This window comes from Paenibacillus sp. JJ1722, from assembly GCF_048282685.1.
GTDB classification, from domain to species: domain Bacteria; phylum Bacillota; class Bacilli; order Paenibacillales; family Paenibacillaceae; genus Paenibacillus; species Paenibacillus polymyxa_B.
In genome coordinates, this window is record NZ_CP182500.1 from 5,839,235 (window position 1) to 5,854,885 (window position 15,651).

Below are 15,651 nucleotides of genomic sequence, written 5' to 3' on the forward strand. Positions count from 1 at the left end.
GCGTTATCCGCTTTTATATTTCAAATTTAGAGGAGTGTATACAGTTATGATGAATATAATTAATGGTCGACCTATGACAATAATCGAAACAACCGATTTTTTATCAGAGCTTACAAAAAGCCCTGATTATAAGAAAATTTCAAAATTAATTGATACAGAGTATTCGAAATTTTCTCTTGAAAACCTAAAAATCAAAGCTACTTTTGTGAGTGACTTATATACAACAAACAAAAAATTAAATGTAGGGAAAATGATTTATTTCATTAGTGAAGATAAGAAATTAGTATTTCATGCTTTTGGTTATAATGAAGTTGACAGTACAGAAGTTACTTACTCCCTTGGTGTAGATATTTTAGAGGGAAACGAATTGAAACAGTTAGATGTGAAAAAAGGGAGAACTCACGTCACTAATTCACCTTATGATGGAGTTGATCTAGACGTAGATGTGGAAACTCCACCTTTTCATGACGAGACATACACCCCCGGAGAAACTAACAGTAAAATTACTACTGCTTGGGATCCTACGGAGTTTTGTGCTCCTGGTGGTTATCAGCATTGTGGCAAAAACTGTGGATACAATATGGCTAGAGGTGGGGGCGCCCCCATTAACGAATTAGATGAATGTTGCGTAGCACATGATCGTTGCTGGGCAAATTTCGGTGAAGGTAACTGCGAATGCGATGGGATTCTCGAGAACTGCGCTCGCAGATATAGAACTCAATATTATATTATAGCTAATGCCATTATCATTTATTTCGAAGGATGCTAATAGATAATACTTAAAAATTGTATAAATATCTTCACTTCCTAAAATAGTACTATCCCTTTCAAGTAGACACTCAAAAAAACCTTATGTCACATGAGGAAAGAGTAAACTTGAAGGGGATATTTCCTTATAGAAAGGGTACTTTCTTTTTTAGAAGAAGCAGAAGCAGAATAAGAGCAGGTACCTTTCCCTACTATTTATTCAGGGCCTCTGCTGATCTTTGTAATTTTTTTAAAAGATTTCCTTACAGCTTGTTGCGAGACTCCCAGTCCTCTCGCTACTTGGGCAATCCCTTTTCCTTCACCTTGAATAATTATCAGTCGGAGGACTTAAAAACTAACTCATGGACACCCCCCAACCAAGTTTGATTGTGTCTCCATTCCCCGTGTCTAAATTCTAGTCAAATTTCGCTACTTCGCACTTTTCATTACTTATGATAAATGGACAGCAGTGCACTTGGCCACAGTGGAATTTAGCCTCTAATAAAAATTACCTTCATCACCGAATACTCTAAATTAAAAATTATTATATGACGGATTGTAATTATAGAGTGCGACACCTACTGGAATAAATGGCCCATGGCCTGACGCTCTAGCGCAAGCTGTATGCTGGTGTGTTGACGAGTGTCTCCTTAGATGCTAGGGCACAGAGGCAAACGGAAACAACCGACAGAGAAACGTGGGAAGTTTGGGATAGGAAGTCAATTCAGGAGCGCGTCAAAGAAGTATGCTCTTGAGGAACCTTTGGTACTGGGAACTGGATACGGTAATACCCAGTCGTGGGAAAAGTAAAAACTGCTTAGCTACCTTCATCAAACTGAAGATGCGTCTGTAAACCGCGATAAAAGTGCCGGATCTCATAGACCTTGTTCATGGAGATTACCTTTGGCGTAGTCGCTTTCTAGTACTCTTCCGGAATGTTTCAAAGCGTTACGGCTACTTCCCCCCCCTCGGGGAAAAGGGTTTTGCTTGTTACGCGAGCCTCGAAGCGATCCACCACCTCAGGTCTATTTCAGACTCTTACTTCATGGCAACAAGTATCTACGAGAACGCAAACGATTTGTTTCAAGAAGTTTTCCCTAAAGGCAGTGATCTTACTCAAATTACAGATGAAATACTGGAGCATGTTCGTCCTCATCTACAACCTCCCCAACAATATCTGGACTGGAAAATCAATCACGAACGATTTACAGAGGAGTTGTTGCACTAGGCTTGGCAATCCATCATTTAATCATTGGATCTTTCTTCACTCTTACCGTTTAAGGAATTCAAATTGAGCTATTTCGATTGTGCTATGATGAAGGAGGAATAAATCGAGATTCATCTACACAAATGTATTTTGGTAACTTTATTTCACATGACCAGACCATAAGCTTAATATTTATTTCTTTGGGACCGTCACAACAATCGGTATGTAAATAAATTTAAAATTCATCAGTAAATTATTATTTACTGCAACTTTTTCCTGTCTTCATTCGTGGTTGTAGTGAAAGGAGGAAAGAATGAACCTAGAAACTCTTTACTCCAGCTACTTTAACGACTTGTATAAATATCTGCTTTCCCTCTCCTGTAATCATTTCGTTGCAGAGGAACTAGTCCAAGAAACTTTCTTTAGAGCCTTTTTACATCTTGAGGATAATGAAATTGGAAATATTAAGGCTTGGTTATTTAAAGTTGGATACCATGCATTTATTGATTTCACACGACGAAAAAACAAAAAAAATGCGCTTATTGAAGAAATCCAGGGACTAGAATTATTGGATAACAATACTCCGGAAAATCAGTTCATAGAGCGTGATCAATTAAGGCAGTTAATACAATCAATTCATACTCTACCCGAAAAAGAATCCCAAGCCATCCTTTTATGTGATTTACATCAACTCAAAATGCACGAAGCAGCTGAGGTGTTGGGGTTAAATCTTAATACTTTAAAAAGTCATATTTATCGTGGGAGGAAAAAGTTAAAAACGATTCTTGAAAAGAGGGGCATACTACATGAAGAAGGATAACGAACAATTTCTCGATAAAAAAAGTATTAATAGTAATTTAACACCTAAAGAAGATCAAGAGGGGACTAATGATGAATACAATAAGTTGTTTAAAAAAGCTAATTTAGATCTAGGGACCACTTTACACTTTGAAGAAAAAGGTTCAAAGGGCATTATAAAATTAGCAAAATACCAAGCAAAGATAAGTACAATCCTCATTGTTCTAACCATTTTACTTTTAATTGTACCTGTTCTAACACTTTGTTCCTATTTATATTACGGAACAGGGAACCGAGCTAACGACTTACTAGACACCACTAAAAATTTAATCTACGTAACTGAACCTAACACAATGCTAGAAGAAGGGTTTGATACTAGAATTGGTTTTTTTTCTATGGATGCGAATTTTAACACTTTAAAACGTGTTGGGAAGCAAAGTCTTAATTCTGAGGCAATCAATGTGCATTACACAATGAAACAATTTTCTGCTGTGGAACGGCAATCTAAAACAAGTATACCTGTATCTGAGTCAAATAAGAATCATTTCATTTTCCCGAGTAACAACCTGAATTTTGATAAAAATAAGGAGTGGGAGGTTTTAAACGGTTTGCCTTCTGGGTCTGTCGCCGAATTGTACATTTCTTTCGATGATTTGTACTCTCCCCAAGAAGTGGAACACAAGCTCCCCAAAAGTATTGATACTCTGTGGCTTGCAGTAAACTCAGGAGTGGAAAACTCACAAAATAGTGAACAAATAATTCCTTTGGGGTACCCTACGCATTCTGATACCAATTTATTTTCTCCATTTTTCGGAGCTAAGGTTGCTGAACAAGGAATTCAACCTATATTTCTTAAAATTGTCGAACAGTTGGCTCAGCGACAAAAGCTAATATCAACTTTTCCAAACTACCAGAATACATCTTTCTCTAAACGTTTGGATTATATAAAGAAAAATGGAATACTCACTTATGGAATCGTCGTTACAGGGCCATCTGAAGAACTAAAAAAACTTAAAAGTAATAAAATGGTGCGCACAATAAAAGTTGGGGAGGTAGAGTTATGGAATTGGCATTCATAAAAAATAAAAAGGGAACCCTTTTACACCCCATAACAGGAATGATATCTTTCTTGTGCGGTATTTTTTCATTAGTTGAATTGAATATTAACTATTTATTTCTCTCTTCTTTTTTTCTTCCTCAAGCACTATATAGCATACCAGTACTAGGAATTTTTTCGGGAATTGTAGCACTATTTACAAGGCGATCCAAAATGTATGCATGGTGGGGGATTGGACTGAATATTTTTGTGCTCCTCTTCTCTTTCGTGATAATAATACTCGCTTGGTCAATTAATCCCAAACCATGATAAAACGGCGGTAAATGATTCACATTTTATAGATGGTTTTAAGTCGCCTCTTTCCAGAATAATTAGGTTATATTTAACATGAATTAAAAAATAATTTTGGTTTTATCTACCATTTATTCAACATATTTGGTTTATTATTAAACCATAATGCGAATGAATTGATATATACATCACGCTATTTACTAACTTAACTCGCATTCAAACAAAACTAAATAACCAGTCGCCGATAGATTTCAGGCGACTGGTCGCTTAATTGCAATATGTTTTGATATCCCACTCTCACAAGACAGTCCCGGCTTACAGCACCAGACTTAATTATCTGTCTCTTCATTTTTTTTGTTTACAAATTCCCAAAAACCAGGCACTGATTTCAAATCATATCTATAGATTGCCTCGATTAATTTTAAGCTTACTTCTTGTCTTAAGTCATTACGATCTTGAGGTTTTGTCTGTGTAAGAGATTTTTGAATTTTGGGATTGAATTTATCAATAATAGTTGCTATTGCTCGTGCGTCTCTTTGTTGTGCTTTCTTAATTAGATCGATAAAAGAGTTCACTGCTTCTCTCCCCTTCATATAACGAATTGCTCGCTCTATTTTTCCCGAGAGTATTGAGGATTGATGCCATTGATCATATAGATTGGACTGATACTGTTCTTTTATAAGATTGCAATGTTCTACTTTGAGCGATTTCCCCCTATTTCGCGAATATATTTAGGGAACTTTTTGATTGCAGCACTATATATTAATCCATTTTACGCCAAAAAATCTCTGAGTTTTTTTAATGCTCTAGTTCTTGTTTTTGAAACGGCCTGCTGTGATACGTTATTATTTTTAGCAATTTCAGTGTCCGAACAATTCATAACATATGAAGCGCTCAAAATACTTTTTTCTTTTTCCGTTAATAAACTTATCGCTTTATGTAGCTTTGAACTCGTTACCACATCTTCTATCTTAGCTGTTCGCTTATCCTTCAAGAATTCATATTGTGTACATATATCCTTAAAAAGATTGTGTGAATCCTCTTCCGGTATTAACACGTTTCTTTTTCGGATTCTTCTTTGTTTCTTGTCAAAATCTATCGAAGCATAATGTATCAAGGATGATATATAGGTTGTAAAACGAAGTTCTAAAAAGAATTGTTTGAATTTTTCATCTAGTTCCTTATTATTAGCATCAGATGGCAACATAATACTTTCCTTGAATAAAGCATAGTGCTCTGGGTCATTCAAAAACTCATTTATAATTTTTTTTCTTGAAAGAATGCTAACAATTTCAGTAAAATTTAGTATATAAGAGTTCATAATTTCCCTCCTAAATAAACAGTATGTTTAATCAAAGTGATACAACTTGGCGAAACCACAACCATAAATGTCTAAAAAGATGTTTTTTTAAAAAAATTGTTAAAAAACCTTGTGAAAGGCTTTAGTATTGAGAATATTTGAGAGAGTGAAGAAGACAGACTGAAAGTGGTCTGAAAAAAAACTTTTCGCACACCCCCAATCAATAAAATGACGTAAAAAGGTTTAGTTATTCTACACGGTTGTTAATATTACAATTTAGTATTTAATTGGTATATATAAAAATCCATAATAATAATATACAAAAAATAGAAATTTAAAAGCTTTGAATATTTATCACTTGTGGTTAACTAAAAAACAAAACATTTGGTTCAGGTTTTGAATAAAATGTTTATGGGCGTTAGCTCTTTGAGAAATGAAAAAAGCCGCTTCCGAAGAGGAAGCGGAGTTTCGCTATATGATTTAAGCTGAACTTATAAGTACTACTACTCAGTTAGATATGCCCCTTTTCCTCCTTCCTAATATCGCTTAATTAAATCCTATAATCAGGGCAGAAGGCTCGCAGGTAATACTTTAAAAGCGGCCTTCTCGCTTCTATAACACTATTGTGCCCATCCGTTTAATCTAAATTTTAAGAGTTCAACTCATATAAATGTAATTCACGGTTTATTTACTTGACAAAGAAAAGGAGCACTAATCCGTACAATGTTCAGGATTAAAGTTACAACCACAAATTGTGACACCTACTTTATCGTAGCAAGCGGATTCAATTTTTTTAAGATGATAAGCATATTTCTCACATATCTCCTGGTAAAACAAAATATCACTAGTATTTTCAGTTTCCTCTATTTTTTTGCTCAGCTTTAATAGTTCAATTTTAAAATTATGATGTCTTGATCTCCAAGCGTGCAATTCTTCCAACAGGATCGCCTCCAAAATATTTTATGTTTAATAAAGTGGGGCACCGGACTGATAGAACAACCTAAAAAAATAGAAACTATTTGGGGTTGTACTTTTTAAAACTACTATCACTTTACTTATCAAACACCAATTAAGTTTGGGGGGTATAGCCAAGAGGCTAAGGCAAAGGTCTGCAAAACCTTCATCCCCGGTTCAAATCCGGGTACCCCCTTGCTAATTTAATTCGATGGGAGAGAAAGGTAAATGTTAAATGAGGTACTTATCTACACAAAGCCAAATTGTATATTTTGCCAAAAAATCAAGGAGTGGATGGGGGAAAACAAGATCAATTTTACTGACATTGATATTACCAATATAAATGATCTCAAGTTACTTCGTGAAATTAAAGGCGTACCCTACACAATCATAAAGAGATCTGGTAAAGAAACAGTTATCTGCGGATTCAATCCAAACAAGCTTAGGGAGACGCTTCTATAATTTCAAAATCTCTTCTGAAGGGAAGATATCTATGAGTGTAGAGGCAATGATTTCACTGATTACAAATGTTGGATTTCCCGTTTCACTATGTTTTATTCTTCTTTGGTACATTTTGAAGACTCTAGGAGAAAAATTAGATAAGTTAGACAACTCAATGAATCAGCTTAATACTACAATTAAAAAGATTAGCCTGTTAAGAAACTCTAAAAATGAATTTGATTCAAAAAAAAATTCACTTATGTGATATCAGCATCCTAATGGAAAATCATGCTGACACCTTCCAAGTAAGCTATTTCTGAGAGAAATGTCTGTCAATTATATTCAATTTCACATAATATATATTACTCGTTAGTGAATACACTCCTTCGGACAGATTCGTGTAAAACGTGGAAACTTCACTCGTCTCAAAGACATCTAGATCAGTTTGTATGAGCAACTGAATGCTGCCATGTATGAACAGGTGCTGGAGCGGCTGGAGCATCAGGCAGAGCATGCCAAAGAATGGCGGGATCGGATCAATACGTATTTCTACCGTAAAAGCGGCATTTCCGACCAGAAGGATCGTCCTATTTATTAAGTAAGCAACTATTAAACAAGCTGCCTCGGCAATACTTTCATACAGACTGGAACAAGGCTTTTATACGCTTAGGTTCACTTTCTCCTATACTGGCATTGGCTCGCACATCACTAAAAGGCATGCGTCTTACTCAGACCTATGCCTTATTTTTTTGTCTGAATACTTTTAAGCACACGGTTGCTTACGTAAAATGTCATATTTGTCCACCCTGAGTGTGCAATAAATTCTTCTTTTTATGCAACCGCTTGCTTTATACTATTTTTGTAGACGTTTACAAAATGTTGTCGAATTAGACTATGCTTTGGGGAGGATGATCGGTTTGACCTTGTATCGAAGTCTATGGAAAAAAGGGTGCCTGATGCTATTAAGCATTGTGCTATCTCTGACCGCCTTTATTGGCTCACCCTCCAATACGGCAAGCGCAGCGGTTGCTGATGATTTTCAGGCTTCTGTCATGGGGCCGCTGGCGAAAATCAGTGACTGGGGTGCATTCAAAAAGCAACTGCAAACGCTGAAAAGTAACGGTGTGTATGCCATTACCACCGACGTCTGGTGGGGCCATGTGGAGAGCGCAGGAGATAACCAGTTCGATTGGAGCTACTACAAGACCTATGCAGATGCCGTAAAAGAAGTGGGATTGAAGTGGGTTCCTATTATCTCTACGCATAAGTGTGGGGGAAATGTGGGGGATGATTGCAACATCCCGCTACCAAGCTGGCTGTCTAGCAAGGGCAGTGCAGATGAAATGCAGTTCAAGGACGAAAGCGGTTTTGCCAATAACGAAGCCCTCTCTCCATTATGGAGCGGGACTGGTAAACAATATGACGAGCTGTATGCCTCATTTGCTCAAACCTTTGCTAGCTACAAAAGCATCATTCCCAAAATTTATTTAAGCGGTGGGCCCTCTGGAGAATTGCGATATCCTTCATACTATCCGGCAGCGGGATGGAGTTATCCTGCACGGGGCAAATTCCAAGCCTACACTGAAACAGCCAAAAATGCGTTCCGCACGGCCATGAATGAAAAGTATGGATCAATGGACAAGATTAATGCAGCCTGGGGTACCAAGCTGAGCAGCCTTGGCCAAATCAATCCACCGACCGACGGGGACGGATTTTACACGAACGGCGGGTATACTTCCACGTATGGGAAGGATTTTCTGTCGTGGTACCAAAGCGTGCTTGAGAAGCATCTGGGCGTCATCGGAGCTGCTGCACACAAAAACTTCGATTCCGTGTTCGGTGTCCGTATCGGAGCCAAGATTTCCGGTCTGCACTGGCAGATGAACAATCCTGCTATGCCTCACAGCACAGAGCAAGCAGGTGGGTATTATGATTACAACCGTCTCATCGAGAAGTTCAAAGATGCGGATCTGGATTTGACCTTTACTGCTCTGGAGATGAACGACAGTGGTACAGCACCAAATTATTCCTTGCCGTCCACATTAGTAGATACTGTCTCCTCGATCGCTAATGCCAAGGGTGTTCGCCTAAATGGTGAAAATGCACTCCCAACAGGCGGTAGCGGCTTTCAAAAAATCGAAGAAAAAATCACAAAGTTCGGTTATCACGGCTTTACACTTTTACGCCTCAACAATCTCGTCAACAACGACGGCTCACCAACCGGTGAGATGAGTGGATTCAAACAGTATATCGTAAACAAGGCCAAGCCCGGCGATAACGGTGGCGGTACAGGCAACAAGGTAACGGTATACTACAAAAAAGGCTTCAACTCACCTTACATTCACTACCGTCCGGCTGGCGGAAGCTGGACTGCTGCGCCTGGTGTGAAAATGCAGGATGCCGAGATTAGCGGCTATGCCAAAATTACCGTCGATATCGGGTCTGCCTCCCAATTGGAAGCTGCTTTTAATGACGGTAATAACAACTGGGACAGCAACAACACCAAAAACTACTCCTTCAGCACGGGCACTTCTACTTACACGCCCGGTAACAGCGGCAATGCGGGAACGATCACATCAGGCGCTCCATCGGGCACGGTTCCCGGGGATGGCGGCGGTACAACTAATAAGGTAACGGTATACTACAAAAAAGGCTTTAACTCGCCTTACATTCACTACCGCCCGGCTGGCGGAAACTGGACTGCCGTACCCGGTGTGAAAATGCAGGATGCCGAGATTAGCGGCTATGCTAAAATTACCGTCGATATCGGGTCTGCCTCCCAACTGGAAGCCGCTTTTAATGACGGCAATAACAGCTGGGACAGCAATAACACGAAGAACTACCTTTTCAGCGCGGGAACTTCTACCTACACGCCCGGCTCTAACGGAGCCGCAGGAACTATCCGAACGGGGGCACCTTCGGGGAGCATCCTCAGCGTAGGGACTTCCACCTACACAACCAACCTTAACGAAGTTGCAGGACCTATCCAAACAGTGGAACTTTCGGGTGCATCCTTAAACGTAGGCACTTCTACGTACGTACCCAACCCTAACGGAGTTGAAGTAACTATTCAAACGGGGGCGCCTTCGGGCGCCTTCACTCCTATAGATCTAGGTACCCTCTCCAAGCCCACTCCCCTCAACACAGACTGGAGCAAACAGAGCATTTATTTTATCATGACAGACCGATTTAGCAACGGAGATCCAACCAACGATAATTACGGTGGCTTCAATTCCAACAACAACGATCAGCGCAAGTGGCATGGTGGCGATTTTCAAGGGATTATTAACCAACTCGACTACATTAAAAATATGGGGTTTACCGCCATCTGGATTACTCCGGTAACGATGCAAAAGAGCGAATACGCTTACCACGGCTATCATACGTATGATTTTTATGCGGTAGACGGGCATCTTGGTACCATGGACAAGTTCAAAGAGCTGGTTGGTAAGGCACACGACAAAAATATCGCTGTGATGCTGGACGTAGTTCCCAATCACACTGGCGATTTTCAACCTGGGAACGGCATCGCCAAGGCTCCTTTTGACAAAGCGGACTGGTATCATCACAATGGCGACATCACAGGAGCAGACTACAACTCAAACAATCAGTGGAAAATCGAAAACGGTGACGTTGCCGGATTGGACGACCTGAATCAGGACAACCCAGATACAGCGAATGAACTCAAAAACTGGATCAAATGGCTGCTGAACGAGTCGGGGGTCGACGGACTGCGGGTGGACACTGTGAAGCATGTACCCAAAGGGTTTTTGAAGGATTTTGACCAGGCCGCCAATACCTTCACTCTCGGTGAAATTTACAGTGGCGATCCTGCTTATGTGGGTGATTACACCCGGTATCTCGATGCCGCACTGGATTTTCCGATGTATTATACAATCAAGGATGTGTTTGGACACGATCAATCTATGAGGAAAATCAAGGAACGCTACTCAGATGATCGTCACTATCGCGATGCCCAGACCAACGGCGTATTTATCGACAATCATGATGTAAAACGTTTCCTGAATGACGCCTCTGGCAAGCCGGGTGCTAACTATGACAAATGGCCTCAGCTCAAGGCCGCCTTGGGCTTTACTTTGACCTCACGCGGGATTCCTATCATCTATCAAGGCACCGAGCAAGGCTTTAGTGGCGGAGATGATCCTGCCAACCGGGAAAACGTTGTGTTTAACGCCAATCATGATCTGTATCAGTACATCGCTAAGCTGAACCGTGTGCGCAACAGCCACCCTGCCCTGCAAAACGGGAGCCAAAAGGAAAAGTGGGTAGACGACTCCTTTTACAGCTTCCAGCGCTCTAAAAATGGAGACGAGGCCATCGTACTTATCAACAACTCCTGGAGCAGTCAAACCCGCACGATTGGCAACTTCGACAATCTGTCCAACGGCACTCGCCTGACCAACCAATTAAGCAACGACTCCATTCAGATCAACAACGGTTCGATCACCGTGACCCTCGCTCCAAAGGAAGTTAAAGTTTTCACCAAATGAGTTACATCGATTATTCAATTGTGCTAAAATAAATGATAGAAGGATATACTAAAAAAGAGCAAGGATGCTGGTAACATCCCTACTCTTGGCAACAGCCGCTTTGAAGAGCGGTCGGCTGAACAGGGCTAGCTCTATTAGAAATAGACCGTTTTCCCTTGTCCAGGGCGGTCTATTTCTTTTTGTTTTGGTTCAACGCAATAACAATCGTAACGATTAATCCGATCAACGCTACTAATAGCGTGCCGAACATCATCATTAATGTCAGAGCATCCTTAACCTCCACAGGCATCACCTCCCTTCCGGGAGACTTAGCCGACCGCCCACCTAAGCCATTCTGTTGTTACTGGAATTATAGCACGCAAATCCGTCCTTTAGCGACAACATTTTACAGCTTCATTCAACCAACCTTATGCGGACTACCATCCTTGTTTTTCTGCTTGCACATTCTACTTTTTCTCTATATGAGTATAACTTCTCAACGCCAAAAAAAGACCCAGCACAAAAATGAAGCAAATACTGATGACCCCTCCAGGAACATACGTGAATGTTCTGCCCATTTGTCCATGGGGAGAAAACAATAACGGCACTGTCCATGGATAAAAGGTATTCCCCGGTGTATTAACCAAAACAAAATTTAAGCACATAACCGTACACATCCCAATAATGGCGGGTACAAATTTTTTCCAACGAATAGCGAAGAACGTGATGATCGGGATGAGCATAGCGTGCATAAGAATCATTTTAGCAAATACCCCAAGCTGATACATAACGATTTCAAAGGTTAGCGGTCTGATTGTAATAAACGTACCCAATACTGTAGATAGCACAAATGCCATCAGTAGGCTAACAGCGATGTACATATAAATAACGAGTAGTTTGCTGAAGTAAATACGAGTCCGGCGAATCGGGTTTGTAAACAGTGCAATATGGGTCTTCTCCTGATACTCTCTTGCATAGATATAGCAGGTCAAAATATAGTAGCTCATATAACCGGTCAGAAAATTAATAAGAATAACAACACTCATAAAGTAGTCATTCCAACCATCACGATCTATGGAATACTTGGAACTACCCGCGTAACTATAAAATTCTAAAACAATGGTTAATACTAAAATCATTACACTCAACCAAAGAATTTTAGTTCCTTTCAGCTTCAAGCACTCTGCTTTAAACAGGTCAAGCATAGTAACCCTCCTCTCAAAAACTCTCCATTTAGTCTTTTCTTTGATATGTCCATATGGATAAAGACAATCCAAGAAGAAAGATCACGGATAAGCTGAGCCATGCTATTGAAACATTGGTAGGTATAGTCGCATTTCTTTCATTAGGAGATAAGAGATAGGGTACAATCCAAGGGTACCATTCACTTTTATATATAAAATTCAAAAATATAGCAGTACAAACTACGAGTACAACCACCATGATGCTCTTCCAGCGTATAGCAAAAAAAGAGGCGATTGGGATTAACATCGCATGCATCACACACATTTTAGCAAACACTTGGATTTGGTATACCCAGATAGCCATCGTTAAAGGTCGATCTGTAATAGACATGCCTAATAAGGCAGACAAAAACAGAACGAGAAATAAGGATACAATAATAAATCCATAAATAATGATCAATTTACTAAAATAAAATTTAACCCTGGTGACAGGCGTGGTAAACATAAATAGATGCGTGTTTTCCTGATACTCTCTTGCAAAAATATGACCGGTTAATATGTAGTAACTGATAAATCCGGCTGCAACATTGACGAAGAGAACTATGCCCTCGAAATAGTAAGTCCAACCCCGTTTATCAATTGAATATCTGTAAAAAATAGCGCTCGTCGCAAATTCCAACAGCACAACAGCCAGCAATATAATATAACTCAACAAGAAGGCTTTAGAGCCTTTAAGTTTGATAAGTTCTGCTCTAATCACGTCGCCCATCCTCTCCTGAAATGAGAGTCAGAAAGTACTCCTCTAGCGTCTGTTTTGAGGTGTGTATCTCATAGACTGAAAACTGATGATCTATTAACTGTTTATTTAACGTGGCTGTATTTTCGATCGGACTATGAATTCTTAGTTCTTGTGGGGATATCACATTAGATTGAAGCTGCTGTCCCATGTGCTCTTGCAGAAACGTTTGTACTGCTTTTGCATCGTGTACTTTTATGTCTGTGTATTGTTCAAATTCTTCCTCCAACTGACTCAAACGATCTTCTGTTAACAGCTTTCCATTATGTATAATCCCGATGTGTGTAGCTAACTGCTGAATTTCGCTCAAGATATGACTGGAAATAAGAATGGTTTTCCCATTCTCCTCACACAACCGCTTCAATAGCTGACGAATTTCCTTAATTCCAGATGGGTCCAGTCCGTTCGTCGGCTCATCCAATATGAGCAACTCAGGGTCATGAACAAGCGCCCTCGCAATCCCTAATCTTTGCTTCATTCCTAGGGAAAAATCCTTAAACTTTTTTTTCCCGGTATGCTCTAATCCTACCGTGGTTAGGGTACGTTCTATCCTTCCGTTGTCCTGTACCCCCATGTACATACAGCAAATTCTTAGATTGTCGCGTGCGCTCAAATTTTCGTATAAACCAGGCGTTTCGATAATTGTACCTATTTTCGAGAAAATAGAAGGATAGTTTTTCTCCAGCCGCTCGCCAAATAAAAAAACCTCCCCACTTGTAGGCTCAATTAGCCTCATTAGCATGCGGATAGTGGTTGTCTTACCAGCTCCATTTTCACCGAGGAAACCGTAGATACTGCCACGCTCCACATGTAAGGATATGTCGTCTACGGCTACAGCCCCCCCAAACTGTTTGCGGAGCTTTTTCGTTTCAATAATATAATCCACTTTCAAACCTCCTAATCACTAAATAATACAAGTATACAAAATATAACCACTACTACGTGTAAGATTGCTTACACTGTACCATCTGTCCATAAAACAAAACAGGCACCTGACGAAGCGTACACTTCGTTGCAGGTGCCTTGTTTATATATAAACAACGTGGGGATTACTTAGGCCTCAGTAGCCACGTTGATATTGTTCAGGTATGGAAGGCTTCTCGCCGCGCAGCGTCACTGCTGCATGAATCGCCCAATATGGATCGCGCAGCAATCCACGTCCCACAGCGACCAGATCGGCATCCTCGTTGCCGATAACGGACTGCGCCAAGGCTGGATCATCCAGTGCACCGACAGCGATCACCGGGATGTTCAGTGCTTCGCGGATTTGGCGTGCGAACGGCACTTGATAGCCCGGATAGTTGCCCGGCTTTCTGACGCCAGCAGGGCCTTCCCCGCCCGAGCTAACATGGATCACGTCTACGCCTGCCGCCTGATATGCACGGCTCAGCTCAATGGCATGATCCACATCGTACCCACCATCTACGTATTCCACCGCGCTGATGCGTAAGATTAACGGCATACCCGCAGGCATTTGCTTACGTACAGCCTGAATAACCTCAACACCGAAACGGGATAGCTCCTGACCATACACGTCGTCTCGCTTGTTCGTAACTGGCGAATGGAATTGGTGAATCAAGTAACCATGTGCCCCGTGAAGTTCAATCGTATCCACGCCCGCTTGAACTGCACGCCGGGTAGCGTCTGCGAATTTCTGCACCATGCCACGGACTTCCTCCGTCGTAAGCGCGCGTGGCTGTTTATAATTCGCATCCGGGTATGCAATGGCCGAAGGAGCAACTGGCTCAGCTGCATCCTCAGCTTTACGGCCCGCGTGAGCAATCTGGATGCCTACCTTGGACCCGTGCGCATGAATGCCATCAACCAGCTTCTTATAAGCTGGGACATGCTCGTCTGACCAAAGACCCAGATCATAATCTGTAATCCGTCCATCTGGTTCCACGTCTGTCATTTCTATAATAATCAGGCCCGTACCTCCAATAGCCCGACTCAGGTAATGAACATGATGCCAATCATTCGGAATCCCGTCCTTGGCTGTCACCGAGTATTGGCACATCGGGGGCATCACCACACGATTCTTTAATTCCAAATCTTTCAGTGTATACGGTGTAAACAACGAATTCGTCAAAACGTTCATCTCCTTTTTACCTTTACCACATCAATGAAAATGCGTTCCAAATTACACGGTCTATTATAAACATGATCGGCATAGTCCAAACGGAATAAAGAGATTCCCTCCAAAGGGGATCTCTCACATTTGCAACTTGCAGTCATTATGTATGTCGTATGTTGTAGATATATTGCACACAACCTATTATCCACAACTCAATAACTTTTTGCAAGTAAATATTTAAATATTATTAAATATTTTTTTGTCTACGCACTCTCGGCCTCCTAGCTATAACACAAAAAGACGCCCTTACGG

15 protein-coding genes, 1 tRNA gene and 1 pseudogene are annotated in these 15,651 nt (G+C 40.7%); 9 read left to right on the forward strand and 8 right to left on the reverse strand.

The window, feature by feature from the left end; translation table 11 throughout:
- The first annotated feature begins 46 nt into the window (after nt 1–46).
- The 4 genes from ACM1ND_RS25990 to ACM1ND_RS26005 all read left to right on the forward strand — a co-directional run bounded on the left by ACM1ND_RS25990 (nt 47) and on the right by ACM1ND_RS26005 (nt 4,118).
- On the forward strand, nt 47–769 hold the full coding sequence (locus ACM1ND_RS25990) for a hypothetical protein (protein WP_418026874.1): 723 nt from the start codon (nt 47–49) through the stop codon (nt 767–769).
- Between the two features lie 1,498 nt (nt 770–2,267).
- Complete coding sequence (locus ACM1ND_RS25995; protein WP_418026875.1) at nt 2,268–2,774, forward strand: sigma-70 family RNA polymerase sigma factor; 507 nt, start codon at nt 2,268–2,270, stop codon at nt 2,772–2,774.
- On the forward strand, nt 2,761–3,831 hold the full coding sequence (locus tag ACM1ND_RS26000) for an anti sigma factor C-terminal domain-containing protein (protein WP_418026876.1): 1,071 nt from the start codon (nt 2,761–2,763) through the stop codon (nt 3,829–3,831). Before ACM1ND_RS25995 ends, ACM1ND_RS26000 begins: the two co-directional genes overlap by 14 nt.
- On the forward strand, nt 3,813–4,118 hold the full coding sequence (locus ACM1ND_RS26005; protein ID WP_025719399.1) for a hypothetical protein: 306 nt from the start codon (nt 3,813–3,815) through the stop codon (nt 4,116–4,118). Before ACM1ND_RS26000 ends, ACM1ND_RS26005 begins: the two co-directional genes overlap by 19 nt.
- Nucleotides 4,119–4,429: 311 nt before the next feature.
- On the opposite strand, the gene ACM1ND_RS26010 is transcribed toward ACM1ND_RS26005, so the two are convergent.
- From ACM1ND_RS26010 to ACM1ND_RS26020, 3 genes are all read right to left on the reverse strand, one after another.
- Nucleotides 4,430–4,675, reverse strand: coding sequence for a helix-turn-helix domain-containing protein (locus ACM1ND_RS26010; protein WP_049827576.1), 246 nt, complete (start codon nt 4,673–4,675; stop codon nt 4,430–4,432).
- A 197-nt stretch (nt 4,676–4,872) separates the two neighbouring features.
- Nucleotides 4,873–5,421: a sigma-70 family RNA polymerase sigma factor gene (locus ACM1ND_RS26015; RefSeq protein WP_025719395.1), complete on the reverse strand. Its 549-nt coding sequence runs from the start codon at nt 5,419–5,421 to the stop codon at nt 4,873–4,875.
- Between the two features lie 690 nt (nt 5,422–6,111).
- A complete protein-coding gene (locus ACM1ND_RS26020; RefSeq protein ID WP_025719393.1) occupies nt 6,112–6,339 on the reverse strand; it encodes a hypothetical protein in 228 nt (75 codons plus the stop codon).
- Nucleotides 6,340–6,478: 139 nt separating this feature from the next.
- Between ACM1ND_RS26020 and ACM1ND_RS26025 the strand changes: the two genes are divergently transcribed.
- The 5 genes and pseudogenes from ACM1ND_RS26025 (at nt 6,479) to ACM1ND_RS26045 (ending at nt 11,306) form a co-directional block, all read left to right on the forward strand.
- Nucleotides 6,479–6,550 (forward strand) — tRNA-Cys (locus ACM1ND_RS26025).
- A gap of 32 nt (nt 6,551–6,582) precedes the next feature.
- Nucleotides 6,583–6,816, forward strand: coding sequence for a glutaredoxin family protein (locus tag ACM1ND_RS26030; protein WP_025719392.1), 234 nt, complete (start codon nt 6,583–6,585; stop codon nt 6,814–6,816).
- Nucleotides 6,817–6,847: 31 nt separating this feature from the next.
- Nucleotides 6,848–7,060, forward strand: a complete 213-nt coding sequence (locus tag ACM1ND_RS26035; protein WP_025719390.1) for a hypothetical protein — start codon at nt 6,848–6,850, stop codon at nt 7,058–7,060.
- 174 nt (nt 7,061–7,234) lie between these two features.
- Nucleotides 7,235–7,393, forward strand: a pseudogene (locus ACM1ND_RS26040) (hypothetical protein); the annotation flags it as partial.
- A gap of 319 nt (nt 7,394–7,712) precedes the next feature.
- Nucleotides 7,713–11,306 (forward strand): family 14 glycosylhydrolase, encoded by a 3,594-nt coding sequence (locus ACM1ND_RS26045; RefSeq protein ID WP_103744531.1) that lies wholly within the window; start codon nt 7,713–7,715, stop codon nt 11,304–11,306.
- A gap of 169 nt (nt 11,307–11,475) precedes the next feature.
- Here ACM1ND_RS26045 and ACM1ND_RS26050 read toward each other — a convergent pair whose 3' ends face one another.
- The 5 genes from ACM1ND_RS26050 to ACM1ND_RS26070 form a co-directional block, all read right to left on the reverse strand.
- Nucleotides 11,476–11,589: a putative holin-like toxin gene (locus tag ACM1ND_RS26050; protein ID WP_010347020.1), complete on the reverse strand. Its 114-nt coding sequence runs from the start codon at nt 11,587–11,589 to the stop codon at nt 11,476–11,478.
- Nucleotides 11,590–11,752: 163 nt separating this feature from the next.
- Complete coding sequence (locus ACM1ND_RS26055; RefSeq protein ID WP_023990943.1) at nt 11,753–12,490, reverse strand: ABC transporter permease; 738 nt, start codon at nt 12,488–12,490, stop codon at nt 11,753–11,755.
- 28 nt (nt 12,491–12,518) lie between these two features.
- Nucleotides 12,519–13,238 carry an ABC transporter permease gene (locus ACM1ND_RS26060; RefSeq protein ID WP_034095122.1) on the reverse strand — a complete coding sequence of 240 codons (720 nt, stop codon included), beginning with the start codon at nt 13,236–13,238 and terminating at the stop codon, nt 12,519–12,521.
- Nucleotides 13,222–14,151: an ABC transporter ATP-binding protein gene (locus ACM1ND_RS26065; protein WP_103744484.1), complete on the reverse strand. Its 930-nt coding sequence runs from the start codon at nt 14,149–14,151 to the stop codon at nt 13,222–13,224. The genes ACM1ND_RS26060 and ACM1ND_RS26065 overlap by 17 nt, the downstream gene beginning before the upstream one ends.
- Nucleotides 14,152–14,325: 174 nt before the next feature.
- Nucleotides 14,326–15,354 carry an NADH:flavin oxidoreductase/NADH oxidase gene (locus ACM1ND_RS26070; protein ID WP_338532971.1) on the reverse strand — a complete coding sequence of 343 codons (1,029 nt, stop codon included), beginning with the start codon at nt 15,352–15,354 and terminating at the stop codon, nt 14,326–14,328.
- Between the last annotated feature and the right edge of the window lie 297 nt (nt 15,355–15,651).

Excerpts from the sequence above, each read along its gene's own strand:
- ACM1ND_RS25990 (WP_418026874.1), top strand. The coding sequence starts at position 47 with ATGATGAATATAATTAATGGTCGACCTATGACAATAATCGAAACAACC.
- ACM1ND_RS25995 (WP_418026875.1), top strand. The coding sequence starts at position 2,268 with ATGAACCTAGAAACTCTTTACTCCAGCTACTTTAACGACTTGTATAAA.
- ACM1ND_RS26000 (WP_418026876.1), top strand. The coding sequence starts at position 2,761 with ATGAAGAAGGATAACGAACAATTTCTCGATAAAAAAAGTATTAATAGT.
- ACM1ND_RS26005 (WP_025719399.1), top strand. The coding sequence starts at position 3,813 with ATGGAATTGGCATTCATAAAAAATAAAAAGGGAACCCTTTTACACCCC.
- ACM1ND_RS26015 (WP_025719395.1), bottom strand. The coding sequence starts at position 5,421 with ATGAACTCTTATATACTAAATTTTACTGAAATTGTTAGCATTCTTTCA.
- ACM1ND_RS26030 (WP_025719392.1), top strand. The coding sequence starts at position 6,583 with ATGTTAAATGAGGTACTTATCTACACAAAGCCAAATTGTATATTTTGC.
- ACM1ND_RS26035 (WP_025719390.1), top strand. The coding sequence starts at position 6,848 with ATGAGTGTAGAGGCAATGATTTCACTGATTACAAATGTTGGATTTCCC.
- ACM1ND_RS26055 (WP_023990943.1), bottom strand. The coding sequence starts at position 12,490 with ATGCTTGACCTGTTTAAAGCAGAGTGCTTGAAGCTGAAAGGAACTAAA.
- ACM1ND_RS26060 (WP_034095122.1), bottom strand. The coding sequence starts at position 13,238 with ATGGGCGACGTGATTAGAGCAGAACTTATCAAACTTAAAGGCTCTAAA.